Source organism: Roseburia amylophila, assembly GCF_025567465.1.
Classification (GTDB): Bacteria; Bacillota; Clostridia; order Lachnospirales; family Lachnospiraceae; genus Roseburia_C; species Roseburia_C amylophila.
In genome coordinates this window covers 50,862-70,872 of sequence record NZ_JAOQKI010000007.1, presented here as the reverse complement: position 1 = coordinate 70,872, position 20,011 = coordinate 50,862, and the positions used below count along the sequence as shown (strand labels likewise).

The 20,011-nt window shown below is 41.1% G+C and carries 18 protein-coding genes; 2 read left to right on the top strand and 16 right to left on the bottom strand.

The genetic code is table 11. From position 1 onward, the window contains the following. Nucleotides 1-15: 15 nt before the first annotated feature. From mutS to rlmH, 13 genes are all read right to left on the bottom strand, one after another. Complete coding sequence (gene mutS, locus OCV43_RS05870) at nt 16-2,640, bottom strand: DNA mismatch repair protein MutS (protein ID WP_262623662.1); 2,625 nt, start codon at nt 2,638-2,640, stop codon at nt 16-18. Nucleotides 2,641-2,698: 58 nt separating this feature from the next. Next, the gene (locus OCV43_RS05865; RefSeq protein ID WP_262623629.1) at nt 2,699-4,306 is read right to left on the bottom strand and encodes an NAD(P)/FAD-dependent oxidoreductase; all 1,608 of its coding nucleotides are present in this window, start codon (nt 4,304-4,306) and stop codon (nt 2,699-2,701) included. After that, nucleotides 4,303-5,547: a BaiN/RdsA family NAD(P)/FAD-dependent oxidoreductase gene (locus OCV43_RS05860; protein WP_262623628.1), complete on the bottom strand. Its 1,245-nt coding sequence runs from the start codon at nt 5,545-5,547 to the stop codon at nt 4,303-4,305. The genes OCV43_RS05865 and OCV43_RS05860 overlap by 4 nt, the downstream gene beginning before the upstream one ends. 101 nt (nt 5,548-5,648) lie before the next feature. Then, nucleotides 5,649-6,026 (bottom strand): hypothetical protein, encoded by a 378-nt coding sequence (locus OCV43_RS05855; RefSeq protein ID WP_117841045.1) that lies wholly within the window; start codon nt 6,024-6,026, stop codon nt 5,649-5,651. 86 nt (nt 6,027-6,112) lie between these two features. Next, nucleotides 6,113-7,771, bottom strand: a complete 1,659-nt coding sequence (locus OCV43_RS05850; protein WP_022243797.1) for a putative polysaccharide biosynthesis protein — start codon at nt 7,769-7,771, stop codon at nt 6,113-6,115. A 29-nt stretch (nt 7,772-7,800) separates the two neighbouring features. Continuing rightward, nucleotides 7,801-8,910: a DUF3048 domain-containing protein gene (locus OCV43_RS05845; protein WP_262623627.1), complete on the bottom strand. Its 1,110-nt coding sequence runs from the start codon at nt 8,908-8,910 to the stop codon at nt 7,801-7,803. 15 nt (nt 8,911-8,925) lie between these two features. Then, nucleotides 8,926-9,423, bottom strand: a complete 498-nt coding sequence (gene ybeY, locus OCV43_RS05840; protein ID WP_022243795.1) for an rRNA maturation RNase YbeY — start codon at nt 9,421-9,423, stop codon at nt 8,926-8,928. Continuing rightward, nucleotides 9,420-10,601 carry an HD domain-containing protein gene (locus tag OCV43_RS05835; RefSeq protein ID WP_022243794.1) on the bottom strand — a complete coding sequence of 394 codons (1,182 nt, stop codon included), beginning with the start codon at nt 10,599-10,601 and terminating at the stop codon, nt 9,420-9,422. Before OCV43_RS05835 ends, ybeY begins: the two co-directional genes overlap by 4 nt. After that, entirely contained in the window at nt 10,588-11,586 is a 999-nt protein-coding gene (locus tag OCV43_RS05830) for a PhoH family protein (protein ID WP_022243793.1), read from the bottom strand. The genes OCV43_RS05835 and OCV43_RS05830 overlap by 14 nt, the downstream gene beginning before the upstream one ends. Further along, on the bottom strand, nt 11,573-12,832 hold the full coding sequence (locus OCV43_RS05825; RefSeq protein WP_227709522.1) for a sporulation protein YqfD: 1,260 nt from the start codon (nt 12,830-12,832) through the stop codon (nt 11,573-11,575). The genes OCV43_RS05830 and OCV43_RS05825 overlap by 14 nt, the downstream gene beginning before the upstream one ends. A 9-nt stretch (nt 12,833-12,841) precedes the next feature. Next, the gene (locus tag OCV43_RS05820; RefSeq protein ID WP_227700104.1) at nt 12,842-13,132 is read right to left on the bottom strand and encodes a YabP/YqfC family sporulation protein; all 291 of its coding nucleotides are present in this window, start codon (nt 13,130-13,132) and stop codon (nt 12,842-12,844) included. A gap of 27 nt (nt 13,133-13,159) precedes the next feature. Further along, on the bottom strand, nt 13,160-14,467 hold the full coding sequence (locus tag OCV43_RS05815) for a pyrimidine-nucleoside phosphorylase (RefSeq protein ID WP_262623626.1): 1,308 nt from the start codon (nt 14,465-14,467) through the stop codon (nt 13,160-13,162). 46 nt (nt 14,468-14,513) lie between these two features. Then, complete coding sequence (gene rlmH / locus OCV43_RS05810; RefSeq protein ID WP_022243789.1) at nt 14,514-14,996, bottom strand: 23S rRNA (pseudouridine(1915)-N(3))-methyltransferase RlmH; 483 nt, start codon at nt 14,994-14,996, stop codon at nt 14,514-14,516. 102 nt (nt 14,997-15,098) lie between these two features. Here rlmH and OCV43_RS05805 point away from each other — a divergent pair, with 102 nt between their 5' ends. Further along, entirely contained in the window at nt 15,099-15,578 is a 480-nt protein-coding gene (locus OCV43_RS05805; RefSeq protein WP_022243788.1) for a hypothetical protein, read from the top strand. 46 nt (nt 15,579-15,624) lie between these two features. Further along, a complete protein-coding gene (locus OCV43_RS05800; protein ID WP_117698389.1) occupies nt 15,625-16,203 on the top strand; it encodes a xanthine phosphoribosyltransferase in 579 nt (192 codons plus the stop codon). 111 nt (nt 16,204-16,314) lie between these two features. Here the strand turns inward: OCV43_RS05800 and OCV43_RS05795 are convergent, their stop codons facing one another. The 3 genes from OCV43_RS05795 to OCV43_RS05785 are packed head-to-tail and all read right to left on the bottom strand — an operon-like array spanning nt 16,315 to nt 19,994. Then, on the bottom strand, nt 16,315-17,463 hold the full coding sequence (locus OCV43_RS05795; RefSeq protein WP_262623625.1) for a chitobiase/beta-hexosaminidase C-terminal domain-containing protein: 1,149 nt from the start codon (nt 17,461-17,463) through the stop codon (nt 16,315-16,317). A gap of 9 nt (nt 17,464-17,472) precedes the next feature. Continuing rightward, nucleotides 17,473-18,315 carry a bifunctional methylenetetrahydrofolate dehydrogenase/methenyltetrahydrofolate cyclohydrolase FolD gene (gene folD / locus OCV43_RS05790; RefSeq protein ID WP_117841038.1) on the bottom strand — a complete coding sequence of 281 codons (843 nt, stop codon included), beginning with the start codon at nt 18,313-18,315 and terminating at the stop codon, nt 17,473-17,475. 8 nt (nt 18,316-18,323) lie between these two features. Continuing rightward, on the bottom strand, nt 18,324-19,994 hold the full coding sequence (locus tag OCV43_RS05785; RefSeq protein WP_262623624.1) for a formate--tetrahydrofolate ligase: 1,671 nt from the start codon (nt 19,992-19,994) through the stop codon (nt 18,324-18,326). Between the last annotated feature and the right edge of the window lie 17 nt (nt 19,995-20,011).

Here is a 20,011-nt window from a genome sequence, read left to right as displayed (position 1 = left end):
CGCCATCCACCTCCTTTACCATCTGTTTTTCACTTTATTCTGTAATTCGTATAACTTATTCATTGCTTCGATTGGTGTCATCTGACCCAAATCCAGTTCTTTTAATTCGTTTAATATCGTATCGTTGTCCATGGTATCAAGCAGTGATATCTGTTCTAAATCCACCTCGTCTAACTTCGGTTTGCTGCGTTTACTGCTTCCCTCCGCACTGATATTCTGAACGATTTCCGTAATATCATTATTACTTAATTCTTCTACAATTTCTTTGGCACGTTCAATGACATTATCCGGCACTCCCGCAAGCTTTGCTACCTGGATACCGTAACTCTTATCAGCTCCGCCTTTTACAATCTTGCGCAGGAAAACGATATCATCACCCTTTTCTTTTACTGCAATGCAGTAGTTATTTACGCTGTTTAATTTGCCTTCCAGCTCCGTCAGTTCATGATAATGGGTTGCAAATAATGTCTTTGCGCCAAGAAGCCTTGGATTACTGATATGCTCTACCACTGCCCAGGCAATACTCAATCCATCAAAGGTACTGGTTCCACGTCCGATTTCATCTAAAATCAAAAGACTGTTGGAAGTGGCATTCCGTAATATGTTTGCCACTTCTGACATTTCAACCATAAAGGTACTCTGTCCGCTGGCGAGGTCATCAGAAGCCCCTACTCTGGTAAAAATACGGTCTACAATTCCAATTTTGGCTGATTTTGCCGGAACAAAGCTTCCGATTTGAGCCATCAGGACAATCAACGCACTCTGTCGCATATAGGTAGACTTTCCTGCCATATTCGGACCGGTAATAATGGACACACGGTTGCTGCCATTATCAAGATAAGTATCATTTGCCACAAACATTTCATTCTGAATCATCCGTTCTACTACCGGATGTCTGCCGTCTTTGATGTCGATAAGACCTTTTTCGTTTAATTTCGGACGGCAGTAATTATTCTGTTCCGCTACCGTTGCAAGAGATGCAAATACATCAATCTGTGCCACTGCTTTGGCGGTCTTCTGGATACGGACCACTTCATCCGCCACCTTCTGGCGGACTTCCCGGAACAGTTCATATTCTAAGACAATCAGCTTGTCTTCCGCACCTAGGATAACATCCTCTAATTCTTTTAATTCCGGTGTGATAAAACGCTCAGCATTTGCCAGAGTCTGCTTTCTGGTGAAATATTCCGGCACCATGTCTTTAAAGGAATTGGTTACTTCAAGATAATAGCCAAATACTTTGTTATATTTGATTTTCAGATTCTTGATTCCGGTTTTCTCACGCTCTTTTGCCTCCAAATCAGCAAGCCAGCTCTTTCCATCGGTCTTTGCTTTCCGCAGGCGGTCCACCTCTTCGTTATAGCCCTCTTTTAAGATGCCGCCGTCATGAAGGGTAAGTGGCGGTTCTTCCGCAATGGAACGTTCGATTAATTCGTATAATTCATCCAACGTATCCAGCTGCTCATATAAACGTTTTAAAAGTGGTGACTGAAAATCACTCATCAGTGTCTTAATCGGTGGCAGCATATGTATGGAATTGCGAAATGCAATCAAATCCCTTGGATTTGCGGTCTGATAAGTAACACGGGTAATCAACCGTTCCAGATCATAGACCGGATTTAAATATTCCCGGATTTCTTCTCTTGTGATGGCATTGGTATTAAATTCGTCAATGGCATCATAACGCTCTTCTATTTCCGTACGCTCAATTAATGGCTGTTCCACAAAGCTTCTTAAGGTTCTTGCTCCCATGGCTGTCCTGGTCTTATCCAATACCCAAAGGAGAGAACCACGCTTTTGCTTTTCCCGGAGGGTTTCAACCAGCTCTAAGTTTCGTCTGGTAGAACTGTCAATAATCATGAATTTTCCGGTGGTATACGGATGAATTGCCACCAGATTGGAAAGGGTTGTTTTCTGTGTCTCGTAAAGGTATTTTAATAATGCACCGGCTGCAACGACGCCGCTGTCATAATCTGCAAGACCAAGTCCTTCTAAATCCCTGACTTTAAAATGATCCTTTAAAGTCATCTGTGCTGTCTCATCAGAAAAATACCATGCATCCAGAGAATAAATTACGATTCCCATACGGTTTTTCATATCATCGATATCAATTCCGCTGATATAAAATGCTTCATTACAGATGATTTCTGTCGGCTGGTATTTATTGACTTCGTCCAATAATTTCCGTTCCGAATCCACTTCTGTCACATAGTAATCTCCGGTGGTAATATCTGCAGAAGAAATACCATAATGGTCACCGATATATGCGATACACATGATATAATTATTTTTCGTTTCATCCAGTGCCTGTGCATTTAAGGTAGTTCCCGGCGTTACAACTCTTGTTACTTCACGCTTTACCATTCCCTTGGCAAGCTTCGGGTCTTCCACCTGCTCACAGATAGCAACCTTATAACCTTTTTTCACCAGTCTGGTCAGATAAGTTTCTGCTGCATGATATGGGATTCCGCACATGGGTGCCCGTTCCTCTGCACCACAGCTCTTTCCGGTTAAGGTAAGCTCTAATTCTTTTGATACAACCTTTGCATCATCAAAAAACATTTCATAAAAATCACCCAGACGGTAAAATAAAATACAGTCCTTGTATTCTTCATGGGTTTTTAAATAATGCTGCATCATTGGTGTATATTCCGTCAATGTTCTGTATCTCCTTTTCTATTTCAAAACACCTGTTGTTTTAATCTATTTTAAGTTTTGCATATTTTCCTGCAATTGCTTCCGCTACTTTCAATCCGTCCATGGCTGCTGACATAATACCGCCGGCATAACCGGCACCTTCTCCGCAAGGGTAAATGCCTGCAATATTACTTTCAAAGGATTCATCCCTTGTAATCCGCACCGGAGAGGAAGTTCGGCTCTCCACGCCGGATAAAATGGCATCCTCCCTGTTATAGTCCGGAATGTATTTCGGAAAGAGCTCCATTCCAGCCTGAAAAGATGCTGCTAATTCTTTTGGAAAAATTTCCCTGAGATTTGCAAATATATGTGCACCCTTTGTGGTACTTTCAAAAGCCCCATATCCTGTGGATATGCGATTCTCTTTAAAATCTCCGTAAAGCTGCTGCGGAATTGCTCCGTTTCCAATGCGGTAGGCATTTTTTTCCAATTTCCGCTGAAACTCAATTCCAGCTAACGGTCCATTCCCTTCAAAGTCATCCGGTCGAACCGATATGATAATGGCACTGTTGGCATTCTGCCCGGCTCTTGCATGATAGCTCATGCCATTGACTGCCAGCATACCTTCCTCCGAAGAAGCATTTACTACATAACCCCCCGGACACATACAGAAAGAATATACCCCGCGGTGATTCTCAAGATTTGCAGTCAGCTTATAGGATGCAGCAGGCAGCAGGGCATTTTTATGTCCGTTATACTGGCATGCATCAATCATCGCCTGCGGATGCTCTACACGAAATCCCACCGCAAATGCTTTGGCTTCCATCATAAGTCCCGCTTCCTGTAACATTGGGAAAGTATCTCTGGCGGAATGTCCGATTGCCAGCACCAGAACGTCTGTTGCTACTTCCTTTTCTCCGTTAATCCGGATGGCTTCTACTTTATCTTTCTTCCCATTCAGCGTAATGTCTGTAAGCTGGCTGAAAAAGCAGTAAGTTCCACCCATTCTTTCAATTTCCAGCCGGATGTTTTTTACGACTGTTTTTAAAATATCAGTTCCGATATGAGGCTTATTTATATATATAATTTCTTCCGGAGCGCCCATTTTCACAAAGATATCTAACACTTCCCGGTTTCTTCCTGCCACATCTTTTACCAGCGTATTTAATTTCCCATCGGAAAAAGTACCTGCTCCGCCTTCGCCAAACTGTACATTCGTCTTTGGATTTAAGATGCCGTCCTTCCAGAACCGTTCTACTTCAGCAGTCCTCTCTTCCACACTGCTTCCACGCTCCAAAATAATTGGACAATAGCCATGCTTTGCCAGTTCATAGGCACAGAACATTCCTGCCGGACCGCTTCCTACAATAACCGGTCTGTGGGACAGCTGTTTCTCTCCGGCATCCGGGAAATGATAATGTATATCCTTTGCTTTACTGATATTGGAATTTTTATTCTTATGTAAAATCATACTTTCCTGCTTCAATTCCACATCCACTGTGTATACAAAGGAAAGTTCATTTTTTCTTCTTGCATCAATGGATTGCTTTCGAATCTGATAACGGATCAGATCCTTTTCATTTTTTAGATGAAGTGTTTTGATAATCTGTCTTCTTAACATCTCTTCCGAATGTTCAATCGGAAGCTTTAACTGATTTACTCGTATCATGATAACTCCCTTGCCACATGTATCCCGGCTACTGCGCCGCTGCTCCATGCCCATTGCAAATTATAACCACCGCAGATTCCGTCAATATCCACCATTTCTCCGGCAAAATAAAGTCCCGGACAAAGCTTTGACTCCATGGTTTCTGCATCTATTTCATCAGTGTCTACGCCACCGGCAGTCACCTGTGCCGTATCAAAGGTATTCCAGTCAGTAATATCCACCCGGAGTCCCTGCACCGTATCTATAAATCTCTCTAATTCTTCTGTCTGCAGCCGGTTCGCATATTTTGCAGCTTTTATATGTGACTCTTCTAATAATACCGGAATTAATTTTTCCGGGAAAAAGCCGATTAAGGCTTCCCCGATGCGTTTTTCATCTGCTTTCTTAAATCTTTCCTTGAAATAGGTTAAGCACTGTTCTTTCTCCCATAATGGCACAAAATTAAGTGTCGCATAGACTTTTTTCTGTTCTGATAACGCTCTTGCGGCAACTCTTGAAAGCTGAAATACCGGAATGCCGGATATTCCATAATTCGTAAGCTGCAATTCTCCCTGTTCGCTGCATACATGCGTGCTTTCTATGTATAAATCGACCTTTACATCTGCACGAATTCCTGCAATATCAGCAAAAAATGACTGTTTTCCCTTCAATCCGATAAGCCCCGGTACTAAATCTATGATATGATGTCCCAGACTTTCAAGATATAGGAAACCGCTTCCGTCACTGCCACTTTTCTTTAAGGTCTTACCACCGGTTGCCATTATGCATTTTGTTGCATAAAAATCACCGCCCTTGGTATGAAAAGTGAAGCCCTTTGCGGTCTTTTCTATGCCTCTTATGCCACAGCCACAGACCACTCCAACGTTCTGTTTCTTTAATTCCATCAGCAACACATCCCTGATTGCAGTTGCCTGCTCGCTCTGAGGATAATATCCGCCGTTACGCTCCTTTGGATATATGCCAAGTTCTTTAAAGAACTGCAGTGTCTCTTCCAGTCCAAACTGCTCAAATACAGGTGCAACAAAAGCAGGGTTCTGTCCGTAATATTTGTCCACACCCTGCACTTTATTTGTATAATTACATTTACCGTTTCCGGTTGCTAAAATCTTCTTACCAGGTACTTCGTTGTGCTCTAAAATAAGAACTTTTGCACCGTTTCGTGCCGCCATAATGGCTGCCACCAATCCGGCAGCACCTCCACCGACTACAACGACACCTATGCGTTCTGTATGCTTACTCATGCCAGTTATTTACTCTTCTCTCTATTTCTTTTGGACTGCTATGCAATCAGACCCATTCAGCCTTTTAGATTGTATCATAACAGTCTGAAACAATCAACTTTTTAACTGGAATAGCTTTCTAAGAAACGGTATAAATCTTCCAGTGTATCAAAGGTTTTCCCATTGCTGATTTCTTTTTTCAATTCTTCCGGCAGTCCCTGATACGCAATTCCAGTATACATGTATAAGGCATCCTCTTCGCCGAAATAGACATTCAGGTACCCGTCCTCTTCCCGGATAACAAATGCTTTTTTATTCTGAATGTTTGCACTTTCTACGCTATCCTCGAATTGCTCCGTTTCAGCTTCCTGAATCTCTATTATTTTTTCCTGTTCTTTTTCATTCAGTTTCAGATAATACTGTCTTCCACCAATCCATGCAGAGATAGATAATACCAGTGCTCCAAGGAAAAAAGTGCGCATACGTTTTGTGTTTTTCATATTCATCACCACAAACAGTATGCGCAGGTTTTTTCTTTTTATACAATTTTTTCAAGAATTCTATGTTTTGCCCTTTTATTGCATTTTTATAATAAATGTAATTTCTTGGCAATACGGACGAAAAGGTATCCCTTCGGGAATTTCTTTAATTCTTCCTCACTTAAGCCTTTTAATAATAAAAGCATTGCACCGTATACAACAGCTCCGATTACAATTGCAAGTATAGCTGCAATGGCATTTACCTTAATAACAGCAAAAATTCCTTTGTAAACGCCAAAGACTACGACACCCATAATGGCAGAAGCTGCCACCGGGATTAAGAAAGTTTTCACAACTTCCTGACGATAACCACTGTATTTCCGTAAAGACATTGCGTTAAAGAGGCACATAAAGAATGCAAATAAAGCATTCGAATATACCACTGCATAAATACCAAGATGTAAACCAAACATCATCACTAATAGTGCAATCAGATGCAGTCCCAATGCGATAGCCGCATTTTTAACAGGCTCTCTCATCCGGTTAATTCCTTGTAACAATCCATTGGATAATGTAGAAAGGGAATAGAATAAAATTGCCACTGCTCCCGTTGTCAACATGGTTGCTGCGGTAGTTCCTGTACTGCCATAAAGATGAAGCAGCTTTAATATCGGTCCTGACAGCACTGCAATTCCAATGGTACAAGGGAATGCAATCACCATAATAAAGCGGATTGCAATATTAATCTGGCTTCGTACGGACTCTCTGTCCTTTCTCGCATACGCACCGGTAAGATTTGGTACACAGGAAGCCGCCATCGCAGAAGCAATGGAAATCGGAATATTGATAATGGTCTTATATTTTCCGGAAAAGATTCCCCACCAGACATCAATATCATCCGGCTTATAGCCCTGTAGTTCCGCTACGTTCTTATAGATACCCTGATCTAAAATTGCACTGATATTATAAATTGTGGTACTTAAAAGTACCGGAACAATGGTCATAATCAGTACACGAAAGACATTCTGATAGGATTCTGTTTTGCTGCTGGTATCCCGGCGCATCTGTCGTTTAAAAATACGTTTGTATGCCAGAAACAACATTCCAAGGAATAAAAGTGCAAACACTGCTCCCATATTGGTACCCAGTGTTCCACCTGCAGCACCGTAAGCAGAGCCATACTTTTCCTTATTTCCAAGCACTGCTCCGATTCTTGCCCCATATCCATAGAGGATATAGGCAGCTGCAATACTGACAATCGCATTGACAATCTGTTCGATAATCTGTGAAATGGCACTCGGCATCATGGTACCAAGTCCCTGGAAAAATCCACGTAAGACTCCTAATACAGCAACTACCAGTATCGTCGGTGCCAGAACCTTCAATGCAAAAATACTAAGGGGCGTATTCAGCATGTTTGTGAAGAATGACGCACCAAAGAAAAGAATCAAACTTGCAGTAAGTCCGGTACCGGTTGCTAAAAGCAGGGCCCCTTTTACAATTCGATATGCATTTTTTCTTTGCCCCTTCGAGACACGGGCAGATACCAGCTTGGATACCGCCAATGGCAGGCTGTATGCAGAAATAATCAGCAGGATATTATAAATTTCAAAGGCTGCACTGTAATAACTGTTACCGGTATCTCCAATGATATTGGTCATCGGGATACGATAGAGCAGACCGATTATCCTGCTGACTATAGAGGCAATTGCAAGAATGGAACCCTGTACTAAAAAGTTGGAGTCACTCTTTTTTCCTGAACTCATAAATTTACCTCAAGTAATTTTTGAAATAATTATTTTGCGGAAGGTGGTGTAAACTCATCTTCTGTTGCATAGATATTTAATTTCTTCTCCATATCATTTAACAATACACATACCATGGTTTTACCCTGGTTTAATGTGATTTCATTTCCGGAAGCGTCATAGTATCTGGTTGGCTCGTTTTCGCTTGCTTTCTTCCATGTCACATCAATTACTTTACCGTTAGTAATATATTTTCCTGTTCCTTCACCGGTGCTCTCAACATCCAGATAACCATGTGCATCATCTAACTTGGTATAATCGCAGTACTGAAGCAGAATGTTCTTAAAAGCAAGCTGTGTGCCTGTATTTTCATCCATATGCTCTTTTTTATACTGGAAACGATAGTATAAACCATCTTCACTGTTATATACAAACCAAGGATTGTTTACATAATATCCCGGCTGAACCACTGCTGCATCTGCTCCGTCTGTAAGTTCAATTTCTTTTTCATCATCTTCATTAAACTGATAATGTCCTTCATAATCGGAAGGCAGCTCGGTATCATAACCTTTTAATTCAATTCCGGCATCAATACCATCTGTGCTTACAAATGCATTGTGTGGAGCCTTTCTTGACTTGTCACGATAGAAAGTAGCAGAATCAATGGCACCCTCTAAACCGTTTAAGTCCTCAACTTTGCCACTCTCTAACAGCTCAGTTGCGTAAATTGCCTGTCCGTAATGAACATAAATTGCATCAAATTCCATTGCATAATATGCATAGTAGTGACGACAGCTTCTTACAGAACCAATCTTGTCTAATCCGGAGTAATCCTGGAAAATTGGCATCAGACGGGTAATTCCGCCTTCAGCAGGAGCTTCGTAAAGTACGTCTGCCTGCGACAGCCCATACTGTGGCAATGCATCATTGGTATTTCCAATCATGATTGCAACCGGTTTCTTCTTTGCTAAATCTGCATCAATCCATTCACCGGTCAGGTAACTTCTTGCCATACCATCTTTGCCGGTTTCGGTTTCGGTTTCCTCTGCTTCAGAAACGGTTTCTGTCGGTTCCGGAGCTTCCTCTTTTTTCTTACATCCAGCTAAAAGACTGGTTGCCATCAGTGTCATGCATAAAACAATACTTAATCTCTTTTTCATGATGTTCCTCCATTTTTATCTTAAAATATTTAAGCATTCTAAAATCTCGCGCTGCTTTCCTTCCATCACTGCAGCTTCCTGTTCTTCCATGTGGTCGTAACCAAACAGATGCAACATACTATGTACAATCAGAAATGCAAATTCTCTTTGCATGCTGTGACCATATTCCTCTGCCTGTTCCCTGACCTTGTCCACAGAAATAATAATATCCCCCAGCAGAATTTCCCCTGTATCCGGATTAAAGCAATCCTCCGTCTGATTCTCTATCTGGGAAAAATCTCCCGGTACATCATATTCTAACATTGGAAAGGATAAAACGTCCGTCGGGCGGTCTATCTCCCGGAACTCTTTATTAACCTTCCAGATACCTTCGTTATCTGTCAGCGTAAGGCTGATTTCTGCTTCAAAAGGAAAATGCTCATGTTCCATTGTAAACGATATTACATCTTTTGCAAGTGTTTCATAATCAAAATCGAAGGTAACCTCCGCTTCTTTCTCTATCGCAAGGCTCAAAATAAATCCGCTCCTTTCGTTAAAAACTCTCTGATTTTAATAAACTGGTTCATGCCAAGATTCGCTTCATCATATAATCCGGCAGCCGATTTTTCGTTTAATGTCTGATAAATAATAATATCATGATTCCAGCTGTTCTTCACGGTTTCCTTGTCCAAAAGTTCAAATTTGGTAACAATACTGTCCACAATATGTACGATTGCGGACTCTATGGAACTAATAGCATTTAATTCACCATTGTATTCACTTAGAATCTTAACCACGTTTTTCGGGAAACAGTTAATCTCAGCAAGACGAACTCCATTTTCTACAAACGGTTCTCCCTCCAGCTTGCCAATCCGGTAGTAAAATCCTGCCGCAGCTACCGTTTTATCATCTGCCCCAAGCTCCTTTGCACATTCTTCTGCCACACTCGAAACTTTACGGGCATGTGCATAATCAATTTCCGAATAGTTTTTAATCTCCTGTACCAGTGGAAAATTTTCTGCAATAATTTCAGCTAAAGTACGTTCTTTTTCATGCTTCGTATAATAATACAGCCTGTCTGCAAAAAAGTACGAAAAAACTGCAGTCAGTATCATGCTGCATCCTGCGGATAAGTACTGATGATAATTGATTTCAAAGCTGCTGATGTAATAGAAGATACTCGGAACAGCAAACGACAATGCAACGGTCATGATGCATCCATAAATTTTATATTTTTTCTGGCTGATTACCATAAGCAGAATTCCGGAAAGTACCGTCAGCATAGTATATGCCGCATATTCATAAAAACTGCCGCTGGAACACATGCAAAGCAGTGTATTAAAATAAATTCCGCCTAAAATACCAATCAGCTCATTTCCGCCACAGGAAAGAATCATGACCGGAATCATGACCGGTGCCATATATGCCGGCATAAAAAAGAAACCCACATAACAGGCTGCTGCTGCAAGAAAGCAAAGAAACAGCTGATGAAAATCACTTTTTTCATTCCGGTTCAGATGCCCTCTGATACGTTCCATTTCAATCACTGCAATCAGCAATGGCAGATATAAAGCATTTATAAAAACAAGCACCAGTACACGGTCTATGGTAAACTTGCAGATTATTGCCAGAAAAACAGAATAAATCGCAACGGAAATAAGGATTCCCAGCATACGAATCATTCTTTTGGGTGAAAATCTATCTTCCTTCATTTTTCGTTACTCTTTTCGTTCTTTTATTTGCTTTTGATTCATAATCGTCATAGGCTTTTACAATCTTCTGTACCAAAGGATGTCTTACTACATCAGCGCTGGTCAATTTGCAGACGGATATCTCATCTACATTGCGAAGTACACGTAATGCCACATCCAGTCCCGACTTCGTTCCCGGAGCCAGATCCTTCTGGGTAGCATCTCCGGTCACCACAACCTTGGAGCCAAATCCAATACGTGTTAAAAACATCTTCATCTGTGCCGGTGTAGTATTCTGTGCCTCATCCAAGATAATAAATGCATTATCTAAGGTACGACCTCTCATATAAGCCAATGGTGCGACCTCAATAAGCCCCTTTTCCATATTCCGCTGAAAGCTTTCTGCTCCCATAATCTGATACAGTGCATCATACAGCGGGCGAAGATACGGATCTACCTTGCTCTGTAAATCTCCCGGAAGAAATCCTAATTTCTCACCGGCTTCAATTGCAGGACGGGTTAAAATAATACGATTTACTTCTTCATTCTTAAATGCAGTAATTGCCATTGCCATGGCAAGATAAGTCTTTCCGGTTCCGGCAGGCCCGATTCCAAATACAATCATCTGCTTACGGATGGCATCCACATAAGCCTTCTGGCCTAAAGTCTTTGGTTTCACCGGTTTGCCGTTTATCGTATGGCAGATGCAGTCCTTATCGATTTCTACCAACGAGCCTTCTTTATGTTCTCCCAAAAGAGAAAGTGTATATGCAACCTTCTGCTCATCAATCATGTTTCCTCTCTCTGCCAGTTGTAAAAGTTCTGCAAACACCTTGCATGCACCCTCTACATTTGCGGTATCTCCAATGACTTTGATTCCTTCATTGCGGGGCACTACCGTAACATTTAAGGTCCGTTCAATCAATTTTATATTATGGTCAAATTGTCCGAAAATATTGGAAACATGCTCTGCCGGTATATCAATTCTTGTTTCATTCAAGCTCATTTAATACTAGCCCTTCCTCTGTGTCTTCTGTATCAGGTGCTGTAAGCTGTTCCGTTTCGTGCCTTAAAGCAGCTTTTGTGCGCACTTTGATGATTCCTTCCATGATACAGTTTTTATCGTCCATATCTATAATAACATTTTTTTCTAAAATTTGAATATTTTTTTCTGCTAAATGTGACAAATAAATATTAAAATTTTCTGTAGCAACCGCTTCTGCCTGCTCTTTCGTATAAATTTCCTGTTCTGTCCGATACTCTTTTAAAGTACTAGAATAGATTCCAAGTGGCAGATAAAAGTCCCCATGGAGGCAAAGCTGCTTATAATCCGTGGTTTTGTCTGCACATTCAAATTCACCGCTTAATGCCGGAAGTGTTATTATTTTTCCAAAGAAATCAATGGAATACCGTTTCTTTTCTGCACCGGTCATTCTTTTTTCTTCGTGGGCAAGGGAAAATTTATCATGGTAGGGATATTCCGTCAGTAGATATATATCCGCATCTGCATTGCAATATTCATAGGCATACCGTTCCCCACTGTCATTGGTCAAATCAATCCTACCACTTACTAATATATCTCCTGCCTTTACTGCATCGCCGTTCTTTACTAGTGGCGTTCCATTTCTTGTAATAATTGATTCCACTGTCGCATCCTCTTCTGCTATCAGGTCTGAAGCTTCATACGGCAATTCTTCCATTGCTTCCTGCTGTACCAGATTTTCCTTGATTAATACCGTCATTTTCGTTCCGTAAATCTGTACCGATGCCCAGATGATTTCCGGAAACTGTGCCCGCAGATCCCGTTCTAACTGTTCGCAGTCAATTGTACGAATCCGGTCTCCGTAACCACTATCCTCCTCATCAAGAAATGTTAAAACGGTTTCTGTCGTAACAGATGAATTACCATCTACCTCCACATTCCAGAGAAATCGTGATAAAAACCACACCAGACCAGCTGCGAGAATTACTCCCATCAGGAAGCATTTTCGTTTCCGGTAACGGTTCATCCAGAACGGAAATCCTATTTTGCGCAGAATCCGAATCCTGCATCCGGTCTTGCTTACGAACGGACGGATACTCCAAAATGCACGAATGCTGATAAAAAAGCGATAAACATCTTCCTCTTTTCGAAGATTCCAGATTAAAATATTGTGATTGCCACACAGATTTAAAAATCGTTCCGGGGCATAACCACTTAAGACTACCTCAAGGTAACCGCCTATATATTTAAGCAGGGAAAGTGTTGTCATAGAAAACCTCTATTCATACTCAATACTTTGGATGATTCCTGTTATTTTCATCTCTTCATTCGTATAATAGGAAATGTTGAGATTTTTCCCACGAACAAGAATCCGGCAGCTTTTCGCCTGAATCCTGATATATTCTTTCTCGTATTCTAAGATTCCCTTATAATTTTCCAACAGCAGTTCCCTGTTACCCATAACGGTTACAATTGCTGCCCGGTAGACTAAGTCTTTCGGCAGTTCTAAGGATTCCACCATATGATTTTTAAAATCTTTTTTTAACTCTTTCTTATTGTTTTTCCTCATATATAACTATATGAGTTTTTTTCTTTTCTATGCGGTAATATATTTTAAAACTGTTTCCGGTGCATCCAGTGGCTCTTTACTGAAAAGAAATGCATTTTGAACCAGTTCCTTTGCATCGTTGCATTTTGCTGCATCATTACCATATAATTCGGCCAGACATTCTCCTTTTTTTACGCTGTCTCCTATTTTTTTCTTGAGGCGGATACCGGCAGTTAAATCAATCTGACTCTCCTTTGTCTCTCTGCCGCCGCCAAGGCTCATGCAGGCAGTTCCAATTGCCATAGCATTTAAAGCTTCTACATATCCATCTTCCGGTGCGGTGATGGTCTCTGTAATTGCTGCTTTTGCCAATAACTGCGGATGATAAACCTGTTCCTTTCTGCCACCCTGTGCTTCTACAAAGTCTGCAAATTTATCCAGTGCTTTTCCGCTTGCAATGACTTTCTCCATCCTTGTTCTTGCTTCGTTTTCATCTTCTGCTACACCGGCAGCCTTTAACATAAGATACCCTAATGCATAGACAACATCCATCAGATCCTTTGGCCCTTTTCCATTCAATGCTTCAATGGCTTCCTGCACTTCCACAATATTGCCTACTGTATTGCCAAGAGGCTGTGACATATCTGTAATAACCGCATAAGTTTTCTTTCCTGCACTATTTCCGATGGCCACCATAATCCGGGCAAGTTCCTCTGCCTTTTCCACAGTCTGCATGAATGCACCGTTTCCGGTCTTTACGTCAAGGACAATGGCATCCGACCCGCTGGCTAATTTCTTACTCATAATGCTGCTGGCAATTAAGGATTTCTCCGCTACCGTAGCAGTGACATCCCGGAGTGCATACAGCTTCTTATCTGCTGGTGCAAGATTAGCAGTCTGTCCCGCAATTGCAACGCCAACCTCTGATACCTGCTTTAAAAAGGCTTCTTCTGATATGGAAGTGCTGAATCCTTCAAAGCATTCTAACTTATCAATGGTTCCGCCGGTATGACCCAATCCTCTTCCGGACATTTTTGCTACCGGAACACCCAGTGCAGCAATGATTGGTGTCAGAATCAGGGAGGTCTTATCTCCTACACCACCGGTGCTGTGTTTATCCACCTTTACGCCTTTAATACCGGATAAATCAAGCACATCTCCGCTATCCCGCATAGCAAGTGTTAATGCCAGTGTCTCATCGTGATTCATTCCCTGAAAACAGATTGCCATCAGCATGGCTGACATCTGATAATCCGGAATTTCACCGGTTGTAAATGCATTTATCATCCACTGGATTTCTTCTTTGCTTAAAGCAGCTCCTTCCTTTTTCTTTAAAATGAGGTCGTACATCCTCATAAAATCTCCTCCTTTTATCCGTTTCTTCTATTTATGATACGGTTGCTTATTTGTGATACGGTTCATGATTGATAATCCGATAGCTCCGGTATAACTGCTCCAATAAAATAACACGCATCAGCTGGTGCGGAAATGTCATCTTCGAAAAGCTTATTTTTTCATCTGCACGTTTTAATACTTCATCCGCAATTCCAAGGGAGCCTCCGATCACAAGAACGATATGGCTGTTGCCCTTTACCATCAAGTCACTGACTTTTTCCGATAAAGCAACAGAATCCAGCATTTTTCCGTTGATTGCAAGGGCAATGACGTAGCAGTTCTTTCCCTCTAAATATTTTAAAAGACGTTCCCCCTCTTTACGACGAATCTGCTGTTCCTCTGCCTCGGATGCTCCATCCGGTGTTTTCTCATCTGCCACTTCCACAATTTCAAGCTTACAGTATCTGCCCAGTCTTTTTTCGTACTCGGCAATGGCATCCCTGAAATATTTTTCTTTGATTTTTCCTACGCATAATATTGTTATCTTCATACTTGCAGTATACCTTATTTCAGAAATACAGACAAGGTTATTGTATCGTCGGATGAAATCACTTATAATAGTATTATTATAACGAAAGGTCAGGTACATAACATGGTATACAAGGAGAAAGATGCCCAGCTGGAAGATAATCGTTCTACCGCTTATACATTCCTTGGAGTTGGAATTGCCGGTCTGATTTTTGTCATTCTTTTTGCTCTGGACATCATCAAATTACCAATGGCTGATTATATGCGTGTTATTATGATTGTTGTAATGTCTGTTCTGTTTGTTATTTTTCTTGGAATCGGAATTACACATTTCCGTAAAATCAACCAGATGTCTGCGGATGCAGATATGGAAAGCAGACGCACCAGCGAAATTATGGAATGGTTCTCTTCAAACTATACTGCAGAAGAAATCGATCATGTCAGTGGTGCTGACAGCGAGCCTTCCATGGAGCAGCGTTACTTTATCCGTTCCGACAAAATTGCCGCACTTCTTCATGCTAAATTTGCCGGTCTGCCGGAGGATTATGAAGAACATATCTTAGAAAAGATTTATGCCGCTTACTATTCAGACAACAATGAATAAACAGCAGATTTCTGCTTAAATATAATACAATCAAAGGAGTAACAAAATGAAATTATTAGAAGACAAAATTCTTGCAGAAGGAATCGCAGAAAGCGAAAACATTTTAAAGGTTGACAGCTTTATTAATCATCAGGTGGATCCTGAATTAATGAAGAAAATGGGCAAAGATATTGCAGAACATTATAAAGGAAAAGGTATCACACGTATTGCTACCATCGAAAGCTCCGGTATTGCTCCGGCTCTTATGGCTGCAGAAGCATTAGGCGTTCCACTTGTTATTTTAAAGAAACAGCCTTCTAAAATTTTAAATCATGATTTATATCAGACTGTTGTAACTTCTTATACCAAAGGAACCAGCTATGAATTAACCATTTCCGCAAAATACATCAGCGAAAATGACCACATTCTTATCGTGGATGATTTCCTTGCCAACGGCGAAGCTGCTACCGGTGCTATCCGCCTAATCCGTAAAGCACATGCCACCATCGCAGGTGTCAGTGTCTTAATCGAAAAAGCATTTCAGCCTGGTCGTGAAAAATTAGAGGAACAGGGCATCGATGTTTATTCTTTAGCAAGAGTATCCAGACTTGACAAGGGTGTCATTGAATTTGTAAAAGAAGACTAATTTTAAAAGCTCCGCGAGGATGCGCACTGCGGCGTATAAGGTAGATGTCGCAAGCGACCGCCGCAGGCGCAAGAATGTGTCAAGACACATTCTTTGTTCATCCGCCATAGCTTATTCCGGGAGATAAATGTAATTATATCTTATCACCGGGCTTGCCAGTCCATGGTCATCTACCACAAGAACAGACAACACATTATTGCCCTGTGGCATTTCAAGTGGTTCACTGTATACATCAGAATCCTGTGTTGGTGTTGAGCCATCCCAGGTATAGTAAGCAGTGGAACCGGCGGGAACCTGTATACTGATGCTCTGCGCATCATAATATGTTCCGGCAGCAGGTGTTACATTAGCAGAATCTGGAGCTTCAAAAGTAATTTCATAATCTGCTTCTGCAATCTCACTATAAAAGCCTCTTGCGTCCTTTGCTACTGCTTTGATGGTATATTCTTTCTCATCCTCTAAAGAAATCGGTTCTGTATATTCCATTCCCTTTTCAATCGGAGAATCACCGTTTAACGTATAATAAATAGTACAGTCTGAGTCTGCCATCAGTTCGATTTCTATCGTATCATTGTATTCCCCGGCTTCTTCCGAAAACTCCGGAGCCTTTACTTCATAATTATCAAACAGCGCTTTTATTTTATCAGAGTCTGATTGTTCATATAAATCCTGTAGTTTATCATATTCCTTTTGCTTATCATATAAGGCAATCAGCATCTGATACGCTTCTTCATTGTTCTTATCAAGGGTAAGTATCTGTAACAAATACGCTTCTTCTGATGTTTCATCTTTTCGGAGACGGTACAAATCAGCCATCCGGAGTAATACATCCACATTATCCGGCTGCAATTTCTCAGCCTGTTCAAAATAGGTCAATGCCTTGGTATAATTCTTCTCTTCCGTGTAACTGATTCCCTTCTGATACTGATAATCAAAAGATTTCTTATGGCTGTTCTGCACCAGAAGCACAATGATAACACCAATGATTGCAATAGCAATCAGAACTGATACTGTAATCAGAAGTCTTTTCTGTTTCTTTTTCTGTTCTGCCTCTTTCTTTTTCTTCTGGCTGTTTTTCAATGATTTTTTCTTCTTTCCGTTGGAAGAGGTATTCTTATTCGGTTTATCGTCTTCTTCTAATAATTCTTTTAAAATATCCTCTTCCACATTATAATCCGGAACAATCTGTGCTTCTTTTCCACATACAGAACAGTACACACAGCCTAATTTTATTTCTGCTCCACAATTTGCACACTTCATAGCCTTCTCCTATTCATGTCTCATAGCTTCCACACAATTGTTCATTAACATTGCAATGGTCATTGGTCCGACTCCACCCGGAACCGGTGTAATCGCACTACAAAGCTGCTCTACTTCATCAAATTTTACATCACCGGAAAGTTTATTGTTCTCATCACGATGAATTCCTACATCAATGACAACTGCACCATCTTTTACATAGGATGCATCAATAAATTCTTTTTTCCCAATTGCAACAATCAGAATATCTGCCTCTTTACAGATTTCCTTTAAATTACGGGTTTTTGAATGCGTTACTGTAACAGTTGCATTCTCACGCAGCATTAAGATTGCCATCGGTTTTCCAACAATATTGCTTCTTCCAACGATAACACAGTGTTTTCCCTCAATATCAATGTCAGAACGCTTCAGAAGCTGGATGATTCCGGCAGGTGTGCAGGAAATATATCCTTTCTGTCCAATCATCAATGCGCCGACATTTTCCGGATGGAAACCATCTACATCCTTCTTCGGAGAAATGGCACGGATTACCGCATCCTCATCAATGCCCTCTGGCAATGGAAGCTGTACCAAAATGCCTTTTACATGTTCTTCTTTATTCAATTTATCGATTAAAGCCAGTAATTCATCCTGGGAAGTCTCTTCCGGAAGCTCATAAGAAAGAGAATCTATCCCAATATATTCGCAGGCACGCTTTTTGTTTCTGACATATACACTGGATGCAGGGTCATTTCCCACCTGGATTACAGCAAGTGCTCCTGTGATTCCCTGTTCCTTTAACTGTGCTACTTCTTCTTTTAATTCATCTTTTATTTCAGCAGAAATTCTTTTTCCATCAATTAATAATGCCATGATACCTCCTAAAATAATCCTGTAATTACGCCGTCATTAGTTACATCAATATTATTTGCAGCCGGTACTTTCGGAAGTCCAGGCATGGTCATAATAGAGCCGGTAATAGCTACTACAAAGCCTGCTCCGGCAGATACATATACTTCACGGACATTTACGGTAAAGCCAGTCGGTCTGCCAAGTTTTGATGCATCATCAGAAAGAGAATACTGGGTCTTTGCCATACATACAGGGAAATTGCCCATTCCCATTTCTTCAATATGTTTTAATTCTTTTAATGCAGCCTTACTGTAAGTTACATCATCTGCTCCATAAATCTCAGTTGCAATCGTCTTAATCTTATCCATAAGAGACATCTCATCCTCATACAGAGGTTTGAAATGTGCCTCTTTATGCTCTAAAGTATCCAGTACTTTCTTTGCAAGTTCGATTCCGCCTTCGCCACCTTTTTCCCATACTTCAGATAATGCGAATTCACAGTTTCTTTCCTTACAGAAGTTCTCTACAAATGCAATTTCTTCTTTGGTATCGGTTACAAATGAGTTTAAGGTAACTACTACCGGTACACCAAATTTTTGAAGGTTCTCGATATGTTTCTCTAAGTTTACAATTCCCTTCTTTAAGCTTTCCAAATCATCCTTTGCAAGGTCTGCCTTTGGAACCCCACCGTTATATTTTAATGCACGGATGGTTGCTACCAGTACCACTGCGTCCGGTTTAAGTCCAGCCTTACGGCACTTGATATCAAAGAATTTCTCAGCACCAAGGTCAGCACCAAAACCGGCCTCTGTAATTGCAATATCACCTAATTTTAAAGCTGTCTTTGTAGCACGGACACTGTTGCATCCATGAGCAATATTTGCAAATGGTCCACCATGAACAATGGCCGGATTGTGCTCTAATGTCTGAATCAGATTTGGTTTGATGGCATCTTTTAAGAGTGCTGCCATAGAACCGGTTGCATGTAAATCATCTGCCGTAATCGGATTTCCGTCAAAGGAATAGGCAACTATGATTCTGCCCAGACGGCGTTTCAAATCTTCCATATTGTCCGCCAGACATAAAACAGCCATAATTTCAGATGCCACTGTAATGATGAAATGGTCTTCACGTACCATACCATCCATCTTGCTTCCAAGACCGATTACAATATTTCTAAGTGCACGGTCATTCATATCCATACAACGTTTCCATACTACCTGACGTGGGTCAATTCCAAGCTGGTTGCCCTGCTGGATATGATTATCTAATAATGCTGCCAACAGGTTATTTGCGGATGTGATTGCATGGAAATCTCCGGTAAAATGCAGATTTAAATCTTCCATCGGAACTACCTGCGCATATCCACCACCTGCAGCTCCACCTTTGATTCCAAAGCACGGTCCTAAAGACGGCTCACGAAGTGCAAGTACCGCTTTTTTACCAAGTAAAGCCATCGCCTCACCAAGTCCGATACTTGTTGTGGTCTTTCCTTCGCCGGCAGGTGTCGGGTTAATAGCTGTTACAAGAACCAGTTTGCCATCTTCCCTGTCTTTTACAGACTCCCATAATTCATCGGAAATCTTTGCTTTGTATTTTCCGTAAAATTCCAGCTCATCCTCGTTTATTCCGAGCTTCTCAGCCACTTCCTTAATATGTACCAGTTCTGCTTCCTGTGCAATTTCAATATCTGACTTCATCTTCATTTCCTCCTCAT